This is a genomic window from Streptomyces sp. NPDC047869, from assembly GCF_040704065.1.
Classification (GTDB): Bacteria; Actinomycetota; Actinomycetes; order Streptomycetales; family Streptomycetaceae; genus Streptomyces.
The window spans coordinates 386,038-408,022 of sequence record NZ_JBEYRK010000002.1; the positions used below are offsets into that span (position 1 = coordinate 386,038).

The window sequence follows — 21,985 nt, forward strand, 5'->3', positions numbered from 1 at the left end:
CCCGGCCTACCCCTTCGGGTGGACCCGGCGCGAGAACCCAGGACCCTCTTGCGCCCGGCCCCCGCCATTCCTACGGTGATGCATAGGAATCAGGAGCGCAAGGGAGCGATCAATGAGCGGGGACCCACGGAAGACCGCCGAGGGACTGTCGTACCTGACCGGGTTCGGCAACGAGCACGCCTCGGAGGCGGTGCCGGGCGCCCTGCCCGAAGGCCGCAACTCGCCGCAGCGGGCGCCGCTCGGCCTGTACGCCGAGCAGCTCAGCGGCACGGCGTTCACCGAGCCGCGGGCACACAACCGGCGCTCCTGGCTGTACCGGGTCCGCCCGTCGGCCGCGCACCCCGCGTTCACGCGCACCGGCAACGGCGCGATCCGCACGGCGCCCTTCACCGAGACCGTGCCCGACCCCAACCGGCTGCGCTGGAACCCGCTGCCCGAGCCGCCGGCCGGCACCGACTTCCTGGCGGGCCTGTGGACGCTGGGCGGCAACGGCGACGCGACCCAGCGCACCGGCATGGCCGTGCACCTGTACCACGCCAACGCCTCGATGGAGCGGGTCTTCTCCGACGCCGACGGCGAGCTGCTGATCGTGCCGGAGCGCGGCGGCCTGCTGCTGCACACCGAGTTCGGCCGGCTCCATGTGGAGCCCGCACATGTGGCGCTGATCCCGCGCGGGGTGCGCTTCCGTGTGGAGCTGCTCGATGAGTCGGCCCGCGGCTATGTGTGCGAGAACTACGGGGCGCCGTTCCAGCTCCCCGACCTCGGGCCCATCGGCGCCAACGGGCTGGCCAACGCCCGGGACTTCCGGGCACCGGTCGCCGCGTACGAGGAGGTGGAGGGACCGGTGGAGGTGGTCAACAAGTTCTGCGGCAACCTCTGGACCGCCACGTACGACCACTCCCCGCTCGACGTGGTCGCCTGGCACGGCAACCATGTGCCGTACGTCTATGACCTGCGCCGTTTCAATGTGATCGGCACCATCTCCTACGACCACCCCGACCCGTCCATCTTCACGGTGCTGACCTCCCCGTCGGACACCCCGGGACTGGCCGGCGTCGACTTCGTGGTGTTCGCCCCGCGCTGGCTGGTGGGCGAGGACACCTTCCGGCCGCCGTACTTCCACCGGAACGTGATGAGCGAGTACATGGGCCTCGTCGAGGGCGCCTACGACGCCAAGGCCGAGGGGTTCGTACCGGGCGGCGGCTCGCTGCACAACATGATGTCGGCGCACGGCCCGGACCGGGAGACCTTCGACCGGGCGAGCGCGGCCGAGCTGAAGCCGCAGCGGGTCGACGACGGGCTGGCGTTCATGTTCGAGACCCGCTGGCCGCTGACGCTCGCCCCGCAGGCGGCCGGGGCCGGCCACCTCCAGCAGCGGTACGACGACGTCTGGCAGGGTCTCGAGCGTCACTTCCGCGCGCTGTGACCACTCCGTTGCACCGAACGATCCCGAACAGGTACGGATAGCCCCGTGACCTCCTTCGCCCCGGATTCGATCGTCCTGAACCGCAAGCTGCCGCTGTGGTACCAGGTGTCGCAGTCGCTGCGCGCCTCGATACTCGGCCGCTCACCGCGGGACCCGCTGCGCCTGCCCACCGAGGAGCGGCTCGCGGAACACTACGGGGTGAGCGTGCTCACCATGCGGCAGGCGCTGAAGGAACTGGAGGACGAGGGACTGATCAGCCGGCACCGGCGGCGCGGCACGTTCATCGAGCCCGATGCGCGACGCGGCGCCCCGGTGCGGCTGCTGGGCTCGGTGGACGCGATCGTCGCCCAGCAGTCCGGCATGACGACCGAACTGCTGGAGCAGGGCAGCACCCCCGTGACCGGCGAACTCGCCGAGCACTTCCCGGACCTGGCGGAGGTGGCGACGTACCACCGGCTGCGCAGCGACGAGAAGACCGGCGAGCCGACCAACCACGCCCGCAACCACGTCCGCCCCGAACTCGCCGCGCGCATCGACGTGCGGGACCTGGTCCGCTGGCCGATGACGAAGGTGCTGCGGGACGTCGCCGGCGCGGACATCAGCCGCATCACGGACACCGTGGAGGCCCGGCTCGCCGACCCGGAGACCGCGCGGCTGCTCCAGGTGCCGCTGCTCAGCCCGATCCTGCACTACACGGGCGTGACCTACGACGCCGCCGGCCGGGCGCTGGACGTGGTGGTCATCCACTACCGGGGCGACCGCTTCTCCTTCACGGTGACCCTGGACGCCACCTGACCCGGCCGTCACCGGCAGGCTCTACGATGCCCAGCGTGACGCACGACGACGCTCCGCCGCTGGCGGACCTCATGCCGTGGTCCGTCGCACCGCCGCGGCCGGGCCGCGCCTGGCCGACGGCGCCCGACCCCGGCTCCCTGCGGGCCCGCTGGGACGCGCTGCTCAGGGCCGGGGGCCAGGACCGGGAGACCCTGTTCGAGCCGACCCGCTCCCGTACGGCGCACTCCGCGGTGGGCCAGCTCCCCGGCCAGTCCTCCGGCACCGAACGGCTGGCGCGCGCCGAGGGCCCCTGCGCCGAGCCGGTACGCGTGCTGGCGGCGCCCTTCGACGAGCAGTGGCTCATCCCGGACCACCGGCTGCTCGACGTGGCCCGGCCGGAACTGTGGCGGGTGGCCGGCGAGCGGCAGGTGTTCCTGGTCGAGACGGGCGACGACGACGGTCCGCTGCTCGCGACCTCGCTCCTGCCGCTGCTGCGCCCCGGCCGCGTCCGGCCGCTGTACCGCCGCCCGGACGGCACGGAGCCGAACCTGACGCCCGGCCTGCTGGACCACCTGGGCGCCCTGCTGGGGGAACGCCCCACGGCCGCGGACGTCCTGGCCTGGATCCTGGCGGCGGTCCGCCCCGGCCTCACCGTCCCGCTCACCGGGGACGCCGATGTCTGGGCCGCGGGCGTGGAGCTGGGCCGCCGCATGCTGTGGCTGATGCGCCGCGACGGCGAACGCCCCAAACTGCCCGGCGGCCGCCGCCCCTACGTCCGCGCGCCCCTGCCCGCACGGCCCCTCACCCTGCACTACGACCGCGAGGAGGAGACGCTGCACCTCGACGGGGGCCGGGTCTCCCCCGTGCCGCCGGAGGCCTGGGACCACGAGGTGGCCGGCGTCCGGGTCCTTCAGGCCTGGTTCGCGGCCCGAACCGCTCCGGCGGAACCGGGCACCCTGGCCGCGATCCGTCCCGCCACCTGGCCGCAGGACTGGACGTCGGAGTTGCTGGAGCTGGTCACGGTCCTGGCCCTGCTGGCGGAACTGCGCCCGCGGCGCGCCGCCCTGGAGGTCACCTCGCCGGTCACCGCGGCCGGGCTGCGCCGCGCGGGCGTCCTGCCGGTCCCGGCTGCCGCCCGCCGCCCCGCCTCGGTCCTGGACCACCGGGAGGAGGGCCCGGACGGCCAGTTCGCCCTGCTCTAGGCCCTGTCGGGCAGGGCGGCCTCCAGCCGGGCGATGTCGGTGGCGTCCTTGGCCCGGCGCGGCCGGGAGGGGTCCCAGACGGGCATCATGCGCTTGATCTCGATCTGGACCCGCGGAGCGGCGATCGGCGCCGTCGCCCCCCGATCCGGCCCGGCTCGTCGGCGAGCAGCCCTTCGGGCCAGGGCGTCCCGGCCCAGGGGCCGCCCGCGACGACGATCCGGCCCTCGGCGTCCCTGTCGACCAGGGTGAAGCTGGTGTCCAGGCCCTCCCTGGTGAAGTCGAGCCGGAGGCCGGGCGGTGGCCCGGGAACCGGCCGGTGCCCGAGCCGGGTCAGGGTGCGGGTGAGGGCCGCCGCGTCCCGCGCCCAGGCGAACCAGTCGACGTCCCCGTGGTCCCGGGTGACCTCGCCGAGGAAGAAGTCCATCGCCCAGCCGCCGCGCAGCCACAGGGCCGGGCCCGAGCCGCGGGTGGCCGCCAGTACCTCTGCGATCAGGGCGAGTTGGCGTTCGGAGCGGTCCCGGTCCATGCGGTCACGGTACGGGGCGTGCCGGCGGGGTACTGACAGGACCGCCGGTCAGGGGAGATCATCCGGCTCATGGATCATCTGCCGCTGCCCCTGGAGGGCATCACCGTCGTCGCCGTCGAACAGGCCGTGTCCGCGCCCTTCGCCACCCGGCAGCTCGCCGACCTGGGCGCCCGGGTCGTGAAGGTGGAGCGGATCGACGGCGGTGACTTCGCGCGGGGTTACGACACCGCCGCCGGGGGTCTCGCCTCGCACTTCGTGTGGTGCAACCGCGGCAAGGAGTCCATCGCCCTGGACCTGAAGGACCCGCGCGGCCTGGCGGTCGTACGGCGGCTGGTGGCGGACGCGGACGTGTTCGTGCAGAACCTCGCCCACGGTGCCGCCGCCCGGCTGGGGCTGGACGCGGCCACGCTGTGCGCCGCGCACCCGCGGCTGATCGCCGTGGACATCTCCGGGTACGGCGGTTCGGGCCCGTACGCGGACAAGCGGGCGTACGACATGCTCGTGCAGTGCGAGGCCGGGCTGGTGTCGGTGACCGGGACGCCCGGGCAGCCGGTCAAGGCGGGCATTCCCGCGGCGGACATCGCGGCGGCCATGTACGCCTTCTCCGGCGTGCTGGCCGCGCTGGTCCGGCGGGGCACCACCGGCCGGGGCGGGCCGGTGGAGGTGTCGATGCTGGAGGCGCTCGCGGAGTGGATGGGGCATCCGCTGCACCACGCGATGCACGGGGGCGAGCCGCCGGCCCGCACCGGCCTCGCGCACGCCGTCATCGCGCCCTACGACGCCTATCCGACGGCGGACGGCGGGCGGGTGCTGCTGTCGGTGCAGAACGACCGGGAGTGGCGCCGGCTGGCCGAACAGGTCATGGGGAGGCCGGAGTCGGGGACGGACCCGGACTTCGCGACGAACGCGGCCCGGGTGGCGAACCGGGCGCGGACCGACGAGCTGGTCGCGGACGCGCTGGGAGCGCTCGGCGCCGACGAGGCGCTGGCCCTGCTGGAGAAGGCCGGGATCGCCTGCGCGCGCCTGCGTGACCTGCACGAGCTGGCGGACCATCCGCAGCTCGCGGCCCGGGAGCGGTGGCGTCGGGTGGGTACGCCCGCCGGGCCGCTGAAGGCGCTGCTGCCTCCCATCACGCTGCCGGGCGGGGACGAGGCACGGATGGGCGACGTGCCCGCGCTCGGACAGCACACCGGTTCCCTGCTGCGCGCCGTGGGGATGACGGACGACGAGATCGCAGCCTTGCGTCGGGACGGTGTGGCGGCCTGAGCGCGGGCCCCGGACGGGCTCCGGGGCCGCCGGCCTTGCTCAAGGGACCCCGCGGGGCCTCGCGGGGTTCGCTCGGTACTCGGCTCGGCGCCGGCTCAGTGCCCGCCGAACAGCGAGCGCCGCAGCCGGCGCAGCGGCGCGAACAGGGAGACCCGGCTGACCCGCCGGCCCCGGTCGCTGCGCTGGTGCGCGGTGTCACGTGCCGTCAGCTCACGCATCAGCGAGGTGGCCTCGGCCGTCTCGACCTGCGGTATGGCGGGACCCGCCAGCACCGACAGATGACGGTCGAGGCGCGAACTGGTCGCACTGCTCCCGCAGGTGATCGCAGGGACCCTGGCCCTGCTGCGCACTGTTATCTGCTCCATGTCACTCCCCACCCGTACGAGTCCACCCGGCCCGGGCAGGGTAACCCTATCGCCCCGGTGGAGCACCCGTGTATCTCGCCCACAGGATTCACCTTCCCCACAAGGAGGTTGACCATTCCTCGCTGACTACTCTCCGAATCCGACCGCTTTCAGGGTGAGTTGAGCAACCGGCTGACCAGTGGGCTGCGCCGAGCCACCGCCGGGCTCGACGGTCACGGCGAGTGACGTCGAGGATCTGCCGAGACCCTTGGCGACCAAGGGCGTGTCGCCCGCGAGGAGGCCCAGGGAGCGCGGTAGCGCATGGGGGCGCATGAGCCAGAGCTGGTGCACGCGGCCGCCGGAAGGGGTGCCGTATCCGCTGAGGGTGACGACGGCCCGCCCCTCCGATACGGAAGCGATCACTCCGATACCGCGGCCCCGGGCGTCCCCGATCGCGGTGGTGCGGGCGTCGGGAGCGGCGAGAACGTGGGCGATCTCACGTGCCCGGGTCTGCTCCGCGTCGAGCCGGTCCTGGGTGCGGTTCGCCTGGACGGCGAAGAGGGAGGCGACGACGAGGGCCGCGGCGGCGGTCGCCGTGGCGAACGGGACGAGGAGAGGGCGCGCCCGGGGCGTACGGGCGCGCGCGGGCGGGGGCTGGCCGCCCCAGACGTGCGGGGGCAGTTGGGGCGCGCGCTCCGGGGTGGGCGACTGCTCCTGCGGGGTGGCGCGGACGGCGGCCAGCACCCGGTCGCGCAGGGCGGCCGGCGCGGGGGCGGCCGTGGACCAGGCGAGGCGTACCGCACCCTCGGACAGCGCGCGCGCCTCGGCGGCGCAGCGGTCGCAGTTGCCCAAGTGCTTCTCGAAACGGCGCCGTTCGCCGGGTTCGAGCGCGTCGAGCGCGTAGGGCGCGGCGAGGGAGTGCGGGTCCCCGCGGCCCAGGAGGCGGCCGAGGATGCTCACGCGGCACCTCCCAGGCAGTCGCGCAGCCGGGTGAGCCCGTCGCGCATCCGGGTCTTGACCGTGCCGAGCGGCAGCGAGAGCCGCTCGGCCACTTCACGGTAGGTGTAGCCGTCGTAGTAGGCGAGGGTGACGGACTGGCGTTGCAGCTCCGTGAGCCGGTTCAGGCAGCGGCGCACCCACTCGCGCTCCAGACCGGCCTCCACCTCCTCGGCGACATGGTCAAAGGCCGGTTCCCCGGCGCGCAGCGCCTCCCGCTGCTCGCGTTCGCCGGCCGCGCGTGCGCTGCGCACCCGGTCGACGGCGCGACGGTGGGCGAGGGTGAGGATCCAGGACAGTGCGCTGCCCCGCCGGGGGTCGAACCGGCCCGCGGAGCGCCACAGTTCGAGCAGCACCTCCTGGGCCACCTCCTCGGACTGCGAGGGGTCGCGCACCACCCGCCGCACGAGCCCGAAGACCGGTCCGGACACCAGTCCGTACAGATCCTCGAACGCCCTCTGGTCGCCGCCCGCCACGAGCACCAGCAGTTCGTCCGCCTCCACCCCGGTCCTCCGTCCGTGGCCGCAGCCGGCCCGGCCCCCGCCTCTGACTCCACGCATCCGCACGAGCGCACACCTCCAGCGGTTGATACGCATCCGCGGGCCGAAAACGCGGGTCCAGGGCGGTCCAAAAGAATTTCCCCGGCCGACCAATCCGATCGGCGATCCCGCTCCGTATACCCGTCCGTCAAAGCAAGTCGGTACTGAGGACGGACGGCATGACACCTCTCTTCTCCAGGAGCGGCACCGGTCGCAAGGGCCTGGTCGCGCTCATCTGCGGTGCGCTGGCCGCCGGGGGGCTCGCAGCCGCCGGCGTCGCCACGCTGGAACCCGGGGCGGCCTCCGCCTCCTCCCACCGCGAGGCCCCGCTGATCTCGGGGACCCCGCAGTACGACAACACGGACCTGTACGCGTTCGTCAGCCCGGACAAGCCCGACACCACGACGATCGTGGCCGACTGGATCCCGTTCGAGGAACCGGCCGGCGGCCCGAACTTCTACACGTTCGCGGACGACGCGCAGTACGACATCCACGTCGACAACAACGGTGACGCGCAGGGCGAGCTGCTGTTCCGCTACACCTTCAAGACGCACACGAAGAACGGGGACACGTTCCTCTACAACACCGGTCCCGTCACCAGCCTGGACGACCCGGACCTCAACATCACGCAGACGTACGACATCGACCTGATCCGGATGAAGAACCAGCACGAGGTGTCGCGGACGAAGCTCGCGGACGACGTGCCGGTGGCGCCGTCGAACGTGGGCAAGGCGTCCATGCCGGACTACGGCAAGCTGCGCTCGCAGGCCGTGTACAAGGCGGCGGGCGGTGCCGCGACCTTCGCCGGCCAGGCCGACGACCCGTTCTTCCTGGACCTGCGGGTGTTCGACCTGCTGTACGGCGGCAACCTCACCGAGGTCGGCCGGGACACGCTCAAGGGCTACAACGTCAACACGATCGCTCTCCAGGTGCCCAACGACCTGATACGCGAGTCCGGCGAGCAGCCGGTCGTCGGCATCTGGTCGACCACCCAGCGCCGCAACGCGCAGGGCTACTACTCGCAGGTCTCGCGCCTCGGCAACCCGCTGGTCAACGAGGTCGTCAACCCGCAGAAGGACAAGGACAGGTTCAACGCGTCGCAGCCCGCGTACGACGGCCAGTTCCTGAAGAACGTGACCAACCCCGAGCTGCCGAAGCTCATCGAGGGCATCTACAAGATCAAGGCGCCCGCCGAGCCGCGCAACGACCTGGTCGACGTCTTCCTCAAGGGCGTCAAGGGCCTCAACCAGCCGCCGAACGTGAAGCCTTCGGAGCAGTTGCGGCTGAACACCTCGATCAAGCCGAGCATGCATCCCAAGCGGCTGGGCGTCCTGGACGGTGACAACGCGGGCTTCCCGAACGGCCGCCGGCTCACCGACGACGTGATCGACCAGGCGCTCCAGGTCGTGGAGGGCGAACTGGTCGGCGCCAAGAACGACCTGGGCGACGCGGTGGACAAGAACGACAAGAAGTTCGAGAAGTACTTCCCCTACGTCGCCGAGCCCACCGCCGGTTCGCGCGGCGCGCTCGCCAAGGGCACGACCAAGGGCGCGGACGTGCGCAGTCAGCTCGGCGACGCGCTGCGACCGGCCGGGGCCGGCTCCTCCGGATCCGGTAACACCGTGCTGATCGCCGCCTCGGCGGCCTCGGGCGCGGCCGGCATCCTGCTGATCGGCACCGCCCTCGCCTGGTGGCGCCGCCGGATGCAGCGCCCGTACTGATCCACCCCCCGAACCGGCGCGGCCCGTTTTCCTTCCCCCACGGCGGGCCGCGCCCTTTTCGCTTCCGACCGGCACCAGGCGATCCAGGAGACGGCATGGCCCCGCGCACGAACGACGAGGAGGCCGGCGGGCGTTCGGCCCGCACGGCCGGGTCGGGCACCCCGCCGCCCGGCAGCGAACCCGCACCGCGGCCCGAGTCCGGCACACCGCCGGACGAGCGGCGGGGCGAGGCCGGGGCCGAGGAGCGGGTGGCGGCCGTGCGGCGGGTGGGGGTCGCGGGGCGCCGGTGGCGGGCCGCTCGGCTCGCGGGGCCGGCGGTGCTGCTGGCGGTCGCGCTGACCGGCGGCGCGATCGCCGTCGGGGCCGTGCGGGACGGCCGGACGGCCCCAGCGGCGGCCTCCGGTGCCGTGGACCCCGGGGTGCTGGGCGGCGGGAACCTGGACGCGGCCGTCGCCGCGCTCCAGACCCATCTGCGCTCGCAGCCCCGGGACCACGCCGGCTGGGCCACGCTCGGTCTGGCCTACGTCGAGCAGGCGCGGACCCAGGGCGACCCGGCCCGGTACCCGCAGGCCGAGAAGGCCCTGAAGCGGTCCCTGGCGCTGGCCCCCGGCAACGACCAGGCGCTGGCCGGCCGGGCCGCCCTCGCCGCCGCCCGGCACGACTTCGCCGACGCCCTCACCTATGCGGACCGGGCGCTGCGGCAGAACCCGTACGGCGAACGCGCCCTGTGCTCCCGGATCGACGCCCTGGTGGAACTCGGCCGGTACGGGGAGGCGTCCCGGGCCGCCGGCACCGCCGACGAACGCAGGCCGGGCGTACCGGTGTTCACCCGGTACGCGTACGTGCGCGAGCTGCGCGGTGACGTGCCGGCGGCCCGGCGGGTCCTGCGGCAGGCCCTCGACGCGGCCGCCTCACCCGGCGACGTCGCCTACGTGGCCGCCCAGCTCGGCCAGCTCGCCTGGAACCAGGGCCAGTACGCGTCCGCGCTCGGCTACTACTCCCGGGCCCTGGCCGCCGACGACACCTACCTGCCGGCGCTGGAGGGCCGGGGCCGGGCGCAGGCGGCGAGCGGGCACCGGGACGAGGCGATCCGGGGGCTGCGGGCCGTGGTCGCCCGCTATCCGCTGCCCGGGCCGCTGGTCGCGCTCGGCGAGCTGTACGAGGCCCGGGGCGCGGCCGGCGACAAGGCGCGGGCGCGCGAGCAGTACGCGCTCGTGGACGCCTGGACCGCCCTGGCCCGGGCCAACGGCGTCGACGCCGACCTGGACACCGCGCTGGCCGCCGCCGACCACGGCGACAAGGCCTCCGCGCTGCGCGCGGCCCGCGCCGAGTGGGCCCGCCGGCACACGGTGCACACCGCGGACGCCCTCGCCTGGGCGCTGCACGTCAACGGCCATGACGAGGAGGCCCTGCCGCTGGCCCGCCGGGCCACGGCCACCGGCTACCGCAACGCGGCCTTCCTCCATCACCGCGGCGTGATCGAGCTGGCAACGGGCCACACCGCGGACGGCCGTGCCTCGCTGCGCGCGGCGCTGCGGCTGAACCCCGGCTTCTCGCCGCTGGGCGCGGCGCGGGCCCGGAAGGCACTGGAGGCCGCGAAGTGACGCTCCGCCGCCCGGCCGCCCTGGCCGCGGCCGTCCTGACCGCCGCCTGCGGACTCGCGCTGCTCCCCGCCGCCACGGCCAGCGCGCACCCCCTCGGCAACTTCACCGTGAACCGGTACGACGGGCTCGTCGCCGCCCCGGGGCAGCTCCGCGTGGACCACGTGGAGGACCTCGCGGAGATCCCGGCGACCCAGGCCGGGCCCGCCGTCCGGCGGCTCGGCCTGAGCGCGTGGGCCGAGCGGCGGTGCGCCGAGGCCGCCGGGGACAGCGCGCTCACCGTCGCGGGCCGCGCAACCGAGCTGACCCCCGCGAGCGCCCGGGCCCGGCTGCGGCCGGGTCAGGCGGGTCTGCACACCCTGCGTCTGGAGTGCCGGTTCACCGCGCCGCTGCCGAAGGGTGAGCCGGTCGCCCTCGGCTTCCACGGCGCCGCGGCCGGCGGCGGGCCCGGCTGGCGGGAGATCACCGCGCGCGGCGACCGTATGACGCTCACCGCGACGGACGTGCCGAAGCGGTCCGTCTCGCACGAACTGACCACGTATCCCAAGGATCTGCTGTCGTCGCCGGCCGACACCACCGGCGCCTCCCTGCGGGTGCGCCCCGGTGGACCGGCCCTCGCCGAGGAGCGGCAGGACGCGCCCGGCGCGGCCGTCCTGCCCCGGGGCGCCGACCGCTGGACCCGCGCCCTGGACGATCTGGTGGCCCGGCACGACCTCACCCTCGGCTTCGCCGTGCTGGCGCTGCTCATCGCGGTCGCGCTCGGTGCCCTGCACGCCCTGGCCCCGGGGCACGGCAAGACCCTGATGGCGGCGACGGCGGCCGCGCGCGGGGGCCGGTCCCGGCTGCGGGACGTGCTGCCCCTGGCCGCGTCGGTGACGGTGACGCACACCCTGGGCGTGGTCGCCCTGGGCCTGCTCGTCACGGCCGGGTCGGCGGCCACGCCCTCGGTGATCGCCTGGCTGGGCATGGCCGGCGGCGCCCTGGTGCTCGCGGCGGGCACCGGCCTGGTGCGCCGGGCCTGGCGTGACCGGGCACGCACGCGTCCGCGTCCGCGGGCTCGACAGATGCCGCGGGAGCGCCCGTTGGTGCTGGTCGGCGCGGAGGAGGAGACCGCCGGTGCGGGTCACCCGCACCACGACCACCACCACGACGGACACCGCCACGACGGACAGCAGAACCACGGGCATCACCATCACGACGGACACCGCCATCAAGAGGAACACCACCATCACCGCCCCCACGAGGAGCACCACCACGCTCACCACGACGGCGTGGTGCACACCCACGGCGGCCACACCCACAGCCACCCCACCGCCCCCACCCTGCGCGGCACGATCCTGCTCGGGTTCGCCGGCGGACTGGTGCCCAGCCCCTCCGCCGTGGTCGTCCTGGTCGGCGCCGCGGCGCTGGGCAAGGCCTGGTTCGGGCTGCTGCTGGTCGTGGCGTACGGCGCGGGTCTCGCGCTGACGCTGACGGCGGCCGGGTTCGCGGTGGTCCGGCTGGGCTCGGGCGTCGCCCGGGCGCTGGACCGGCGCCCTCGCTGGACGTCCCACCCGGTGGCCGGACTGGTCCGGCGCACCCTGCCGCTCGCGTCCGCGCTGGTCGTCGTCGCCCTGGGGGCCGGATTGCTGCTCAAGGGGGCGGCATCCGCGGTCGGTTGAGCTACTTTGTGGAGAAATCACGTCAGATGCCGTGGGGGGTGCCCGTGTCCGAAGAACCGGGCCGTGAACGCGTGATCGCGGGCCGCTACCGTCTGCTGTCCCCGCTCGGCGAGGGCGGCATGGGCACCGTGTGGCGGGCCCGCGACGAGGTGCTGCACCGCGAGGTGGCGGTCAAGGAGGTACGGGCCCCGGCGGGACTGCCCGCCTCCGACATCGAGCGGATGTACGCGCGCCTGGAGCGCGAGGCGTGGGCGGCGGCCCGGGTCGCCGACCGCAACGTGGTCACGGTGTACGACGTGGCGCTGGAGGGCGGCCGCCCCTGGATCGTGATGGAACTGGTCAGGGGGCTGTCGCTGGCCGACCGGCTGGACGGCGAGGGTCCGTTGCCACCGGCGCGGGCGGCGCACATCGGCGCCGAGGTGCTGGCCGCGCTGCGCGCCGCGCACGCGGCCGGGGTGCTGCACCGGGACGTGAAGCCGGCCAACGTACTGCTGGCCGAGGACGGCCGGGTGGTGCTGACCGACTTCGGCATCGCCACGGTGGAGGGCAGCTCCGCGCTGACGATGACCGGAGAGGTGATCGGCTCTCCCGAGTTCCTCGCGCCGGAGCGGGCGCTGGGACGCACCCCGGGCCCGGAGTCGGACCTGTGGTCGCTGGGCGTGCTGCTGTACGCGGCCGTCGAGGGCAGTTCGCCGTTCCGGCAGAACACCCCGCTGAGCACCCTGCGTGCCGTCGTGGACGAGGAGTTGCCGCCCCCGCGCCTGGCCGGGCCGCCGGCACCGGTCATCGAGGGGCTGCTGCGCAAGGACCCCGCCGAGCGGCTGCCCGCCGAACAGGCCGAGCGGGACCTGCGGATCGTCGCGGCGGGCGGTACGGCGGCGGCCGGAGCGGCGGCCTCGCCGTACGCCACGACGCTCGCGGCCCGGCCGCGCCGGCCCTCCCCCACCCCGCCGATGCCGCTGCCGGCGGGGAATCCGGAACCCGGGACCACGGCTGCCGGGCCGGAGCGCGGCCGGCGCGCCGGGCCGGTGCTCGTCGCCGGGCTGGTCGCGGTCCTGCTGGCGGTGGCGGGACTGACGTATGCCCTCCTCGACCACGGCGACGGCGGCGGCCGGGCGGACGACGGCACACACACCAGCCGGGCGAGCGGCACGCACTCCGGCGCTCCCGGCACCGCCACGGACACAGGCGCGGACACCGGCGCACCGCCGCCCGCGCCGAGCAGCGGTGCGCCGAGCAGCGCGCCCGCCCAGTCGGTGCACGTCACCCTGGCCGGCGCGCACACGGAGTACGCGGGGAGCTGCCCGCCACCGGACGCGCAGGCGCCCGCTTTCACGGCGACGTTCACCGTCGGGCGGCTGCCGGCGCGGGTGGAGTACCGGTGGGTGCTCGCGCACGGCTCGGTCTCCGACCCGGGGTGGAAGACGCTGACGTTCCCGACGGACGGCGGGAGGAGCAGGCAGGTGCGGGTGACCGTGACCGCGTACGCCGACGGCGGGACGGTGGAGAACGAGATCAGCGTGGAGGTGCGCGCTCCGGTGCGGGCCACCTCGAACGCGGTGCCGTTCTCGGTGACCTGCACGACCGCGACGGAGACCCCGTCGGACGGGGCCTCCGCGTCTCCCTCGGGCTCGCCCTGAGAGTTCACTCCCACGGGTCGTCCCTGGTGGAGCCTTGATTGACGGTCTCACCCGCCCGGCTCAGGCCGCGTTGGCGAGCACCGGCAGATAGCCGCCGGACTGGCCGGTAGCGGTCGGGTGGTACGACTCGCCGATGTCGAGCCAGTTGACGCTGTGGAGCCAGGAGCTGCTGGAGCAGATCTCGTGGCCGGTGAACGTGGTGCGTACGTCACCGAAGACGAAGTTGTGGTCGAGGGCGCGCTTCTGGACGGCGTTGTCGAGGTAGTCGGCCGCGCCGTTGATCGCGGACCGCTTGGTCTCGGAGAGGCCCAGGCAGGTCTGCCCGAGCTTGTAGAAGCGGGGGTAGCCGATGACGACGACCCGGGCGGACGGGGCTTTGGCGCTGATCGCGTCGTAGACGGTGTCGAGCTTGCCGGGGAGCGTGGAGTCGACGTACGCCTTGGCGGTGTTGATCTTGGCCAGGCAGGTGCTGTCGGACGAGGTGACACAGGTCGTCATGACGTCGGCGAAACCGGCGTCGTTGCCGCCGATGGTGATGGAGACCAGGGCGGTCGAGGAGTTGAGCGAGCCGAGCTGATTGGCCAGCACATCCCCCGTCTTGGCGCCCGAGCAGGCGTTGAAGGCGAACGAGGAGGGGCTGTGGGCGGCGTTCCACAGGTAGGGGTACGCCTTGGTGCTGCGGTCGCAACTGCCGCTGGAGCTGATGTAACTGCCCGATCCGACCCCCGAGGAGTAGGAGTCGCCGAGCGCCACGTAGCCGCCGCTCACGGCGGTCGAGGACGCCTGCGCCGTGGCGGCCCCGGTGAGGGAGAGGCCGGTGGCGAGGAGGAGCGAGGTAACGAATCCGGTAAGTCGGGAACGTCTCATGGAACCTCCCTTTAGCAGGATCTCTGCCACAACTGTCGTAGCAACTACGCGTGTTGACTGGAAGTGTCCATGCCAAAAACTTTTTCGATCTCAACGACTTCTCACGACATCCCGACGCAATCGCCCCACAACGTTCACCGGCCGGCGTATTGCGCGCCCATGCCGCCCCATCCGCCCGACAGGGCGTCAGCCGGCCCCGCGGGCACCCTCGGCGCAGAGCTCACAGCCGCTCGGGGAACACACGTCTGGAAGGAGGGTGCCGTCTTGACGGCCCACGCGGGCTGCGCGACATTGAGGCCGACATCAGGCGCGCCGGGGGGCAAAGTCGCCCATGCAGACCTCACGCATCGAGACACCTTCACCGGACGGCGGTACGGACGACGCCGAGTGGGACGGGACAGGACCGGGGAGGGACCTGTCGCCGCTGGTCGCGGGGGCCGCCACCGCCGTCGGCACGGTCGGCGCGCTGCTCACGCTCACCGGCACCGACTCGCCACTGCGCGGCCCGTGCACGCTGTTCCTCCTGCTCGCCGCGCCGGCCGCGGCGATCGGGTCGGGCTTGCGCGGGCTGGAACCGTTCGGCCGCGCGATCGCCGCGCTCGCGGGTGCGGTCGTGCTGAACATGCTGGTCGCCCAGGGCATGCTCGCCGCGCACCGCTGGTCGGTCCGCGGCGGCGCCGTCGCGGTGATGTGCCTCAGCCTGCTGGTGTTCCTGTCCGTCCGCGCCGGGCGGACGGTCCGGCCGAGGAATCGACCCAAGAGTGACAATACGGACTGAAGTTATGTAACGGTCCAAGCAGAACAACGTGATATTTGCTTCCAGGCCTTGCGATTCTGCTTCAATCGTCAATACCGTCATACAACTCACCCGCAACGGTCCGTCGGTACACGGTTCAGGGGAGGGCTCGGGGCCGTGACGTTCCGGCGCGGGGCGCGGCAGGGGGGTGCCGTGCTCGGTGACCGCACTGGTGGCCGAGCCGTGCCGAAGACGAGAACCCCCTTTTCGAACCGGAACAGAGCGGGCCGCCCAGGGGCGGGCGGTCCACCGGACGAGAGGGACCACACCCATGAGTTCTGTGCTGCATCCGCCCGGTCCGGACCGGGATCCGTTACTGACCACCCGCTACCGGCCCATCTCCTCGCACCTGGCGATCACTCCGCCGGTGAGCGTGGTGATCCCCGCCATGAACGAGGCGGAGAACCTGCCCTACGTCTTCAAGTCGCTGCCGGGCTGGATCCATGAAGTCGTCCTCGTGGACGGCGACTCCACCGACGGCACCGTCGAGGTCGCCCGCTCGCTGTGGCCCGGGCTGAAGGTCGTCGGACAGCGCGGCAAGGGCAAGGGAGACGCCCTGATCAGTGGTTTCGCGGCGTGCAGCGGCGACATCATCGTGATGGTCGACGCGGACGGCTCGGCCGACGGGGCCGAGATCGTGTCGTACGTCTCCGCCCTGGTCTCGGGCGCCGACTTCGCCAAGGGCTCGCGCTTCGCCAACGGCGGCGGCACGGACGACATGACCTTCGTCCGCAAGCTCGGCAACTGGGCGCTGTGCACGGTCGTCAACCGCAAGTTCGGCGCCCGCTACACCGATCTCTGCTACGGATACAACGCCTTCTGGCGGCACTGCCTGGACAGGATCGAACTCGACTGCACCGGCTTCGAGGTCGAGACGCTCATGAACATCAGAGTGGTCAAGGCGGGCCTGAGAGTGCAGGAGATCCCCAGCCACGAGTACCTGCGCATCCACGGCACGAGCAATCTGCGGGCCGTGCGGGACGGGCTCCGGGTGCTGCGGGTCATCCTCGGCGAGCGGTCCAACCGGCGTGCCCTGCGCCGGCGCGGTCACCGCTCCCCGCTGCTCGGCGCCGGGCGGGGAGCGGCGTCTTGAAGGATCCCGGCATCTCCGTCGTGATCTGCGTGTACACCGAGGACCGCTGGGAGGACATCCTCGCGGCGGTCTCCTCGGTACGTGCCCAGTCGTACCGGGCCCTCGAGACCCTGCTGGTCGTCGACCACAACGCGGCCCTGCTGGACCGGCTGGCGCGCGAGTACCGGGAGGCGGCCGGCGTGCTGGTGCTGCCCAACGCCGGCCCGCGCGGGCTGTCGGCCGGACGCAACACCGGCATCGCGGCCTCCCGGGGCGAGGTCGTCGCCTTCCTGGACGACGACGCCGTGGCCGAGCGGGACTGGCTGCGCCGCTTCGCCGAGGGGTACGCCGACCCGCGGGTGATGGCGGTCGGCGGCCGCACGGTGCCCGTCTGGGCCTCGGGCCGGCGGCCGGCCTGGTTCCCGGAGGAGTTCGACTGGGTGGTGGGCTGCACCTACCGGGGCCTGCCGCCGGGCCGGGTCCGGGTCCGCAACGTCCTGGGCGGCAACGCCTCCTTCCGGCGCACCGCGTTCGAGGCGGCGGGCGGCTTCGCCACCGGCATCGGCCGCGACGGCGACCGCCGCCCGCTGGGCTGCGAGGAGACGGAACTGTGCATCCGCCTCACCCGGGCCCGCCCCGGCGCCGTGCTGATCGTCGACGACCGCGCGGTGATCCACCACCGGGTGCCCGCGGCGCGCGAGCGCTTCGCGTACTTCCGCGCCCGCGCCTGGGCGGAGGGCCTGTCGAAGGCGCTGGTGGCCCGGAGCGTCGGCGCGGGCGAGGGCCTCGCGTCCGAACGCCGGTACACCACCCGGGTGCTGCCCGGGGGGGTGGCCCGCGGACTGCGGGACGCCCTGCTCGCCCGGCCGGGCGGCGCGGGCCGCGCGGGCGCGATCGTCGCCGGGGTGCTCACGGCGGCCGGCGGCTACGCGGTGGGCAGTGCTCGGGCGTGGCGCGGCCCGGCCGCGTTCCACGTCGTACGGATCGAGGGGGACGCCCATGTCTGACGCACCGGTGCCGATCCTCATGTACCACGCGGTGGCCACCGCGCCGAACGAGGGCACCCGGGCCCTGTCCGTCGCCCCGGAGGCGTTCGCCGAGCAGATGGGAATCGTCGGCGACCTCGGCCTGACCCCGCTCACCACCGCCGGCCTCGCGGCGCGCTGGCGCTCCGGCCGGCCGCTGCCCGCCCGGCCGGTGCTGATCACCTTCGACGACGGCTACGAGGGCGTCCACCGGCACGCCCTGCCCGTGCTCGCCGAGCACGGCTTCCCGGCCACGCTGTTCGTCTCCACCGGCTGGATCCGAGGCGCCCACGACACCGGCGGCGGCCCGGACACCATGCTCGACTGGCCGCAGGTGCGCGAACTGGCCGGCGCGGGCGTCGAGATCGGCGGGCACAGCCACACCCACCCGCAGCTCGACCAGCTCGACGACCGCGCGCTGGCCTCGGAGCTGTCCCGGGGCACCGAGATCCTCACCGGCGAACTGGGCGCCCGGCCCGAGTCGTTCGCCTACCCGTACGGCTACTCCAGCCGCCGGGTCCGCCGGGCGGTGCGCGAGGCGGGGTACGGCCAGGCGCTCGCCGTCGGCAACGGGCTCGCCCGCCGGCGCCAGGGGCCGTACGCCATCGAGCGCGTCACCGTCCGGCGCGGCACGGGCGCCGAGGAGTTCGAACGGCTGCTCCGGGGCCGCGCGATCGCCCGCGCCTTCGCCAGGGACCGCGCCCTCACCAAGGGCTACGCCCTCGTCCGCAGAGCACGCCAGGTCCGCCGGAAGGCCATCCGTCCCCGTGTCTGACACGACCACCACCACCGAGGCCGCGGCACCCGGGACCGGGGCGCCCGTACGGCCCGGGCGCCGGCTGCGGCTGCCCGGGTCCGGGCGGCCGCCGGGCGGCAGCCCGCTGTTCCGCAACGCCTACGCGCTGATGCTCAACACCGGCATCTCCGCCGTCCTGGGGCTGGGCTTCTGGCTGGCCGCGGCGCGCCACTACTCCGAGTCGGCGGTCGGGCAGGGCTCCGCCGCCATCGCCGCGATGAAGCTGCTCGCCGGGCTGACCGCGGTCACCCTGACCGGGGCGCTGGCCCGGTTCATCCCCGTCGCCGGCCGGCACGTCGGCCGGCTCATCCTCCGGACGTACGCGGGCAGTTCGCTGGTCGTCGCGCTGGCGGCGGGGGTCTTCCTGCTGACCCTGGACGTGTGGGGGCCGTCGTACCGGTTCCTGCACGGGCCGGTGAACGGGCTCGGCTTCGTCGTGGCCGTCATGGCCTGGAACGTGCTCACGCTCCAGGACGGGGTGCTGACCGGGCTGCGCAGCGCGCCCTGGGTGCCGGTGGGCAACACCGCGTTCTCGGCGGTGAAGCTGGGACTGCTCGTCGCGTTCGCCGTCGCCGTGCCCACCACCGGTGTCTTCGTGTCCTGGGTCGCGGCGATCGCCGTCTCGGTGGTGCCGCTCGGCTGGCTGGTGTTCCGCCGGCTGGTGCCCCGGCACGCCGGCGCCACCGGGGACGGCGCGACGCCGCCGACGCTGCGGGAGATCGGGCGGTTCCTCGCCGGGGACTGCACCGGCTCGCTGTTCTCGCTCGCCGTGGTCCACCTCGTCCCGGTGATCATCGCCGCGCAGGTCAGCGCCGAGGACAACGCGTACTTCTACATCACCACCACGATCGGCGGCACGACCAACCTGCTCGCCGTCAACATGGGCGCCTCCCTGACCGTGGAGGGCTCGCACGATCCGGGGCGGCTGGCCGCCAACACCCGGGCCGCGCTGCGCCGGATGGCCCGGATCATGCTGCCGGTCGCGGCCGTGCTGTTCGCCGGCGCGCCATGGATCCTGGGCGTCTTCGGCGCCGGCTACGCGCAGGCGGCGACCCCGCTGCTGCGCTGGTTCGCGGTGGGCGCGGTGCTGCGGGTGGTCACGGAGACGTACTTCGCGGTGCTGCGCGCGCAGAGCCGCACCGCCCAACTCGCCTGGTTGCAGGGCCTGTTGTGCGCGCTGGTGCTCGGGCTGACGCTGCTGCTCCTGCCCCGGGCGGGGCTGACCGGCGCGGGCGTCGCCGAGATCTCCAGCCTCGCGGTGATCGTGGCGATCGCGGCGCCGAGGCTGTGGCGGACGATCCGGTCCGCGCCGCCCGTCGCACCGGAGACGGCGGCCCCGGACGGCGATCTCGCGGACCTGGGGGCACACGACGCCCCGGCCGGTCTCCCCGGGCGCCGGCGCGGCCCGGCCTGGGCGCACGGCGGCGCCACCCCCGGCCCGGTCGTCCATGCCGACGCCGACCACGCCGAACACCGGCCGGACGTCCGCCCGGGCCCCGGCACGCCGGCACCGCCGCCGATGCCGTCGCCCGCCGAGGCGGCCGGGGAACCGGGGCCGGGTGCCGGGGCCTCGGCCGGCCCGGCGGCGACCGCCCCCGTGCCGGAGACGCGGGTGGACGCGCCGTTCGGGACGGCGGTTCCCACCCGCGCCGTGGAGGACGACCCGGATGCGCAGGAGCCTCCCCCGCCCGCGCCGCGCGAAGGCCCACTGCCCACCCGTACCGGCGTCGTCCTCGGCTGTCTGCTGACCGCCGCGCTCCTGCTGTACTGGGTGCCCGCGCTGCGGCTCGGCGAGGCCGACCTGGACCGGATGGGCGGGCTCGGGCTGGTCTCGGTGCTGCCGCCGCCGACGCTGGTGGGGGCCGCGCTGCTGGTCACGGTGTTCGCCTCGCTGCTGTGGCTGCGCCGCGAGCACCGGGCCCTGCTGCTGGTCACCCTGCTGGCGACGGTGGTCTCCCTGCACGCGCTGCCCGCGGTGCTGGAGAGCGAGCCGCGGTTCCCGACGGCCTGGCAGCACCTGGGCTTCATCGACTACGTCGACCGCACCGGCTCCGCCGTACCGGACCTGGACGCCCGCTGGAGCTGGCCGGGCTTCTTCGCGGCGGCCGCCTTCGTGGCCCGTGCGTGCGGCGTCGGCGACCTCACCGAGGTCATCCGCTGGTGGCCCACGGCGATCCAGCTCGCCTACCTGGCACCGCTGTTCCTGCTCACCCGGTCGCTGCGGGCGGGCTGGCGGGCCAAGTGGACCGGCGTGTGGATCTTCGTGCTGAGCGGCTGGGTCGGTCAGGACTACTTCTCCCCCCAGGGCTTCACGTACCTGCTGTACCTCGTCTTCGTGGCGATCCTGCTGGTCTGGTTCCGCGCCCCGTATGTCATCCGGACCCGGTTCCGCCCGGGCGAGGCCGAGGTGGAGCCCACCGGCAGGCGGCAGCGGGCGGTGCTGCTGCTGGTGCTGATCGGCCTGTACGCGGCGAGTGTGCCCGCGCACCAGCTCACCCCGTTCGTGATGCTCGGGGTGCTCACGGCCCTGGTGCTGTGCGGCCGTTCGGAGCTGCGCGGGCTGCCGCTGCTGTGCGCGGTGCTGGTCGCGGTCTGGGTCGGCTTCATGGCCGAGCCGTACTGGTCCGGTCACTTCGACGACCTGTTCGGCGGGGTCGGCGGGGTCGGCGGCAATGTCTCGACCTCCGTCTCCGGGCGGATCGAGGGCGGGAGTTCGACGCACAAGCTGGTGCTGTACACCAGGGTCCTGCTGGCCGGCTCGGTACTGGGCCTCGCCTGCTGGGGCTGGTGGCGGCGCCGCTTCCACCGGTACCGGGAACGCTCGCTGCCGGTCCTCGCCTTCGTCCCCTTCCTCGGCTTCGGCATGCAGTCGTACGGCGGTGAGATGGCGCTGCGCGTGTTCATGTTCGCGCTGCCCGGAGCCGCCCTGCTCGGCGCCCTCGCCCTCTTCCCGCGCACCGGTGCCACCCGGCAGGAGCGCGACAGGGACCGGGTGAGCCTCGCGCCGCTGGCCGCGCTGCTGGCCGGGCTGCTGCTGATGGGCGGCTTCCTGGTGGCCCGGTGGGGCAACGAGCCGTTCGAGCGGACCCGGCCCGGCGAGGTCGCGGCGATGGACTGGGTGTACGCCCACGACGAGCCGACGGTGCGGCTGCTGTGGCTGAGCCAGGACCCCGTCGACGACGTGACCCCGGCGCTGCCTTGGGGCGCCCGGGACATGGAGCGGGTCGACTACCTGCCGACACGGGCGCCGGTGGACCCGGTGCTGGTGTCGGGCCTGGTCGAGGCGCTGGAGGACGCGGGCCCGAACTCGTATCTGATGGTCAACGAGAGTCAGGTCAGGTACCTGCGGCTGGACGCCGGGTATCCGGCGTCCTGGGAGTCCCGGCTGCTGCGGAACCTGGACGCCCGGCCTGAGCTGGCCAGGATCCTGGTCAACGAGGACGTCACGGTGTACGCGGCGCGCGGGCGGCCGGCGGGCACGGTGCCGGAGCCGGATCCCGGGCCGGTCGGGCCGCGGATCACCTGGACGCCCTGGTCGGTGACCGGCGCGGTGGCCGCCCTCGCGCTGGTGCCGCTGCTCGTTGCGCGCGAGGTGCTCCGGGTCGCGGCGCGGCCGAGCGTGCGCCGGCTGCGGTGGCTGCAGGGCGGCTTCTGGTTCGCGCTGCCGCTGCTGGCGGTGGTGCTGGCCTCGCTGGTGCAGCGGTTCCTGACGATGAAGTGACGGGCGGGGCGG

General features: G+C 74.1%; 18 protein-coding genes. 13 read left to right on the plus strand and 5 right to left on the minus strand.

What is annotated here, in order from left to right; genetic code table 11:
• Window positions 1-112 precede the first annotated feature (112 nt).
• The 3 genes from hmgA to AB0924_RS04340 are packed head-to-tail and all read left to right on the plus strand — an operon-like array spanning window position 113 to window position 3,402.
• Window positions 113-1,426, plus strand: a complete 1,314-nt coding sequence (gene hmgA / locus AB0924_RS04330; RefSeq protein WP_358934970.1) for a homogentisate 1,2-dioxygenase — start codon at window positions 113-115, stop codon at window positions 1,424-1,426.
• A 45-nt stretch (window positions 1,427-1,471) separates the two neighbouring features.
• The gene (locus AB0924_RS04335; RefSeq protein ID WP_351671076.1) at window positions 1,472-2,221 is read left to right on the plus strand and encodes a GntR family transcriptional regulator; all 750 of its coding nucleotides are present in this window, start codon (window positions 1,472-1,474) and stop codon (window positions 2,219-2,221) included.
• 26 nt (window positions 2,222-2,247) lie between these two features.
• Entirely contained in the window at window positions 2,248-3,402 is a 1,155-nt protein-coding gene (locus tag AB0924_RS04340) for a type ISP restriction/modification enzyme (protein ID WP_358934967.1), read from the plus strand.
• An 85-nt stretch (window positions 3,403-3,487) separates the two neighbouring features.
• Here the strand turns inward: AB0924_RS04340 and AB0924_RS04345 are convergent, their stop codons facing one another.
• Window positions 3,488-3,928, minus strand: a complete 441-nt coding sequence (locus AB0924_RS04345; RefSeq protein ID WP_366910608.1) for an aminoglycoside adenylyltransferase — start codon at window positions 3,926-3,928, stop codon at window positions 3,488-3,490.
• A gap of 69 nt (window positions 3,929-3,997) precedes the next feature.
• Between AB0924_RS04345 and AB0924_RS04350 the strand changes: the two genes are divergently transcribed.
• Window positions 3,998-5,194 carry a CaiB/BaiF CoA-transferase family protein gene (locus AB0924_RS04350; protein ID WP_358934963.1) on the plus strand — a complete coding sequence of 399 codons (1,197 nt, stop codon included), beginning with the start codon at window positions 3,998-4,000 and terminating at the stop codon, window positions 5,192-5,194.
• 95 nt (window positions 5,195-5,289) lie between these two features.
• Here the strand turns inward: AB0924_RS04350 and AB0924_RS04355 are convergent, their stop codons facing one another.
• The 3 genes from AB0924_RS04355 to AB0924_RS04365 form a co-directional block, all read right to left on the minus strand.
• A complete protein-coding gene (locus tag AB0924_RS04355) occupies window positions 5,290-5,559 on the minus strand; it encodes a hypothetical protein (protein ID WP_358934961.1) in 270 nt (89 codons plus the stop codon).
• 126 nt (window positions 5,560-5,685) lie between these two features.
• Window positions 5,686-6,498 (minus strand): anti-sigma factor, encoded by an 813-nt coding sequence (locus tag AB0924_RS04360; RefSeq protein ID WP_358934959.1) that lies wholly within the window; start codon window positions 6,496-6,498, stop codon window positions 5,686-5,688.
• Complete coding sequence (locus AB0924_RS04365; protein WP_359547354.1) at window positions 6,495-7,037, minus strand: sigma-70 family RNA polymerase sigma factor; 543 nt, start codon at window positions 7,035-7,037, stop codon at window positions 6,495-6,497. Before AB0924_RS04365 ends, AB0924_RS04360 begins: the two co-directional genes overlap by 4 nt.
• A gap of 215 nt (window positions 7,038-7,252) precedes the next feature.
• Between AB0924_RS04365 and AB0924_RS04370 the strand changes: the two genes are divergently transcribed.
• The 4 genes from AB0924_RS04370 (at window position 7,253) to AB0924_RS04385 (ending at window position 13,696) form a co-directional block, all read left to right on the plus strand.
• On the plus strand, window positions 7,253-8,794 hold the full coding sequence (locus tag AB0924_RS04370; protein ID WP_358934954.1) for a DUF4331 domain-containing protein: 1,542 nt from the start codon (window positions 7,253-7,255) through the stop codon (window positions 8,792-8,794).
• 95 nt (window positions 8,795-8,889) lie between these two features.
• Window positions 8,890-10,398, plus strand: coding sequence for a hypothetical protein (locus AB0924_RS04375; protein WP_366910609.1), 1,509 nt, complete (start codon window positions 8,890-8,892; stop codon window positions 10,396-10,398).
• Window positions 10,395-12,056 (plus strand): nickel transporter, encoded by a 1,662-nt coding sequence (locus AB0924_RS04380; RefSeq protein WP_366910610.1) that lies wholly within the window; start codon window positions 10,395-10,397, stop codon window positions 12,054-12,056. The genes AB0924_RS04375 and AB0924_RS04380 overlap by 4 nt, the downstream gene beginning before the upstream one ends.
• 44 nt (window positions 12,057-12,100) lie before the next feature.
• A complete protein-coding gene (locus tag AB0924_RS04385; protein WP_366910611.1) occupies window positions 12,101-13,696 on the plus strand; it encodes a serine/threonine-protein kinase in 1,596 nt (531 codons plus the stop codon).
• Window positions 13,697-13,756: 60 nt separating this feature from the next.
• On the opposite strand, the gene AB0924_RS04390 is transcribed toward AB0924_RS04385, so the two are convergent.
• Window positions 13,757-14,563, minus strand: a complete 807-nt coding sequence (locus AB0924_RS04390; RefSeq protein ID WP_366910612.1) for an SGNH/GDSL hydrolase family protein — start codon at window positions 14,561-14,563, stop codon at window positions 13,757-13,759.
• A 331-nt stretch (window positions 14,564-14,894) separates the two neighbouring features.
• On the opposite strand from AB0924_RS04390, the gene AB0924_RS04395 reads away from it, so the two are divergent.
• The 5 genes from AB0924_RS04395 to AB0924_RS04415 all read left to right on the plus strand — a co-directional run bounded on the left by AB0924_RS04395 (window position 14,895) and on the right by AB0924_RS04415 (window position 21,973).
• Window positions 14,895-15,341 carry a hypothetical protein gene (locus AB0924_RS04395; RefSeq protein WP_366910613.1) on the plus strand — a complete coding sequence of 149 codons (447 nt, stop codon included), beginning with the start codon at window positions 14,895-14,897 and terminating at the stop codon, window positions 15,339-15,341.
• Window positions 15,342-15,630: 289 nt separating this feature from the next.
• Window positions 15,631-16,452 carry a glycosyltransferase family 2 protein gene (locus AB0924_RS04400; protein WP_366910614.1) on the plus strand — a complete coding sequence of 274 codons (822 nt, stop codon included), beginning with the start codon at window positions 15,631-15,633 and terminating at the stop codon, window positions 16,450-16,452.
• Window positions 16,449-17,438, plus strand: a complete 990-nt coding sequence (locus AB0924_RS04405) for a glycosyltransferase family 2 protein (protein WP_366910615.1) — start codon at window positions 16,449-16,451, stop codon at window positions 17,436-17,438. The genes AB0924_RS04400 and AB0924_RS04405 overlap by 4 nt, the downstream gene beginning before the upstream one ends.
• Entirely contained in the window at window positions 17,431-18,231 is an 801-nt protein-coding gene (locus tag AB0924_RS04410) for a polysaccharide deacetylase family protein (RefSeq protein WP_366910616.1), read from the plus strand. The genes AB0924_RS04405 and AB0924_RS04410 overlap by 8 nt, the downstream gene beginning before the upstream one ends.
• Window positions 18,224-21,973, plus strand: coding sequence for a lipopolysaccharide biosynthesis protein (locus tag AB0924_RS04415; RefSeq protein ID WP_366910617.1), 3,750 nt, complete (start codon window positions 18,224-18,226; stop codon window positions 21,971-21,973). The genes AB0924_RS04410 and AB0924_RS04415 overlap by 8 nt, the downstream gene beginning before the upstream one ends.
• The last annotated feature ends 12 nt before the right edge of the window (window positions 21,974-21,985 follow it).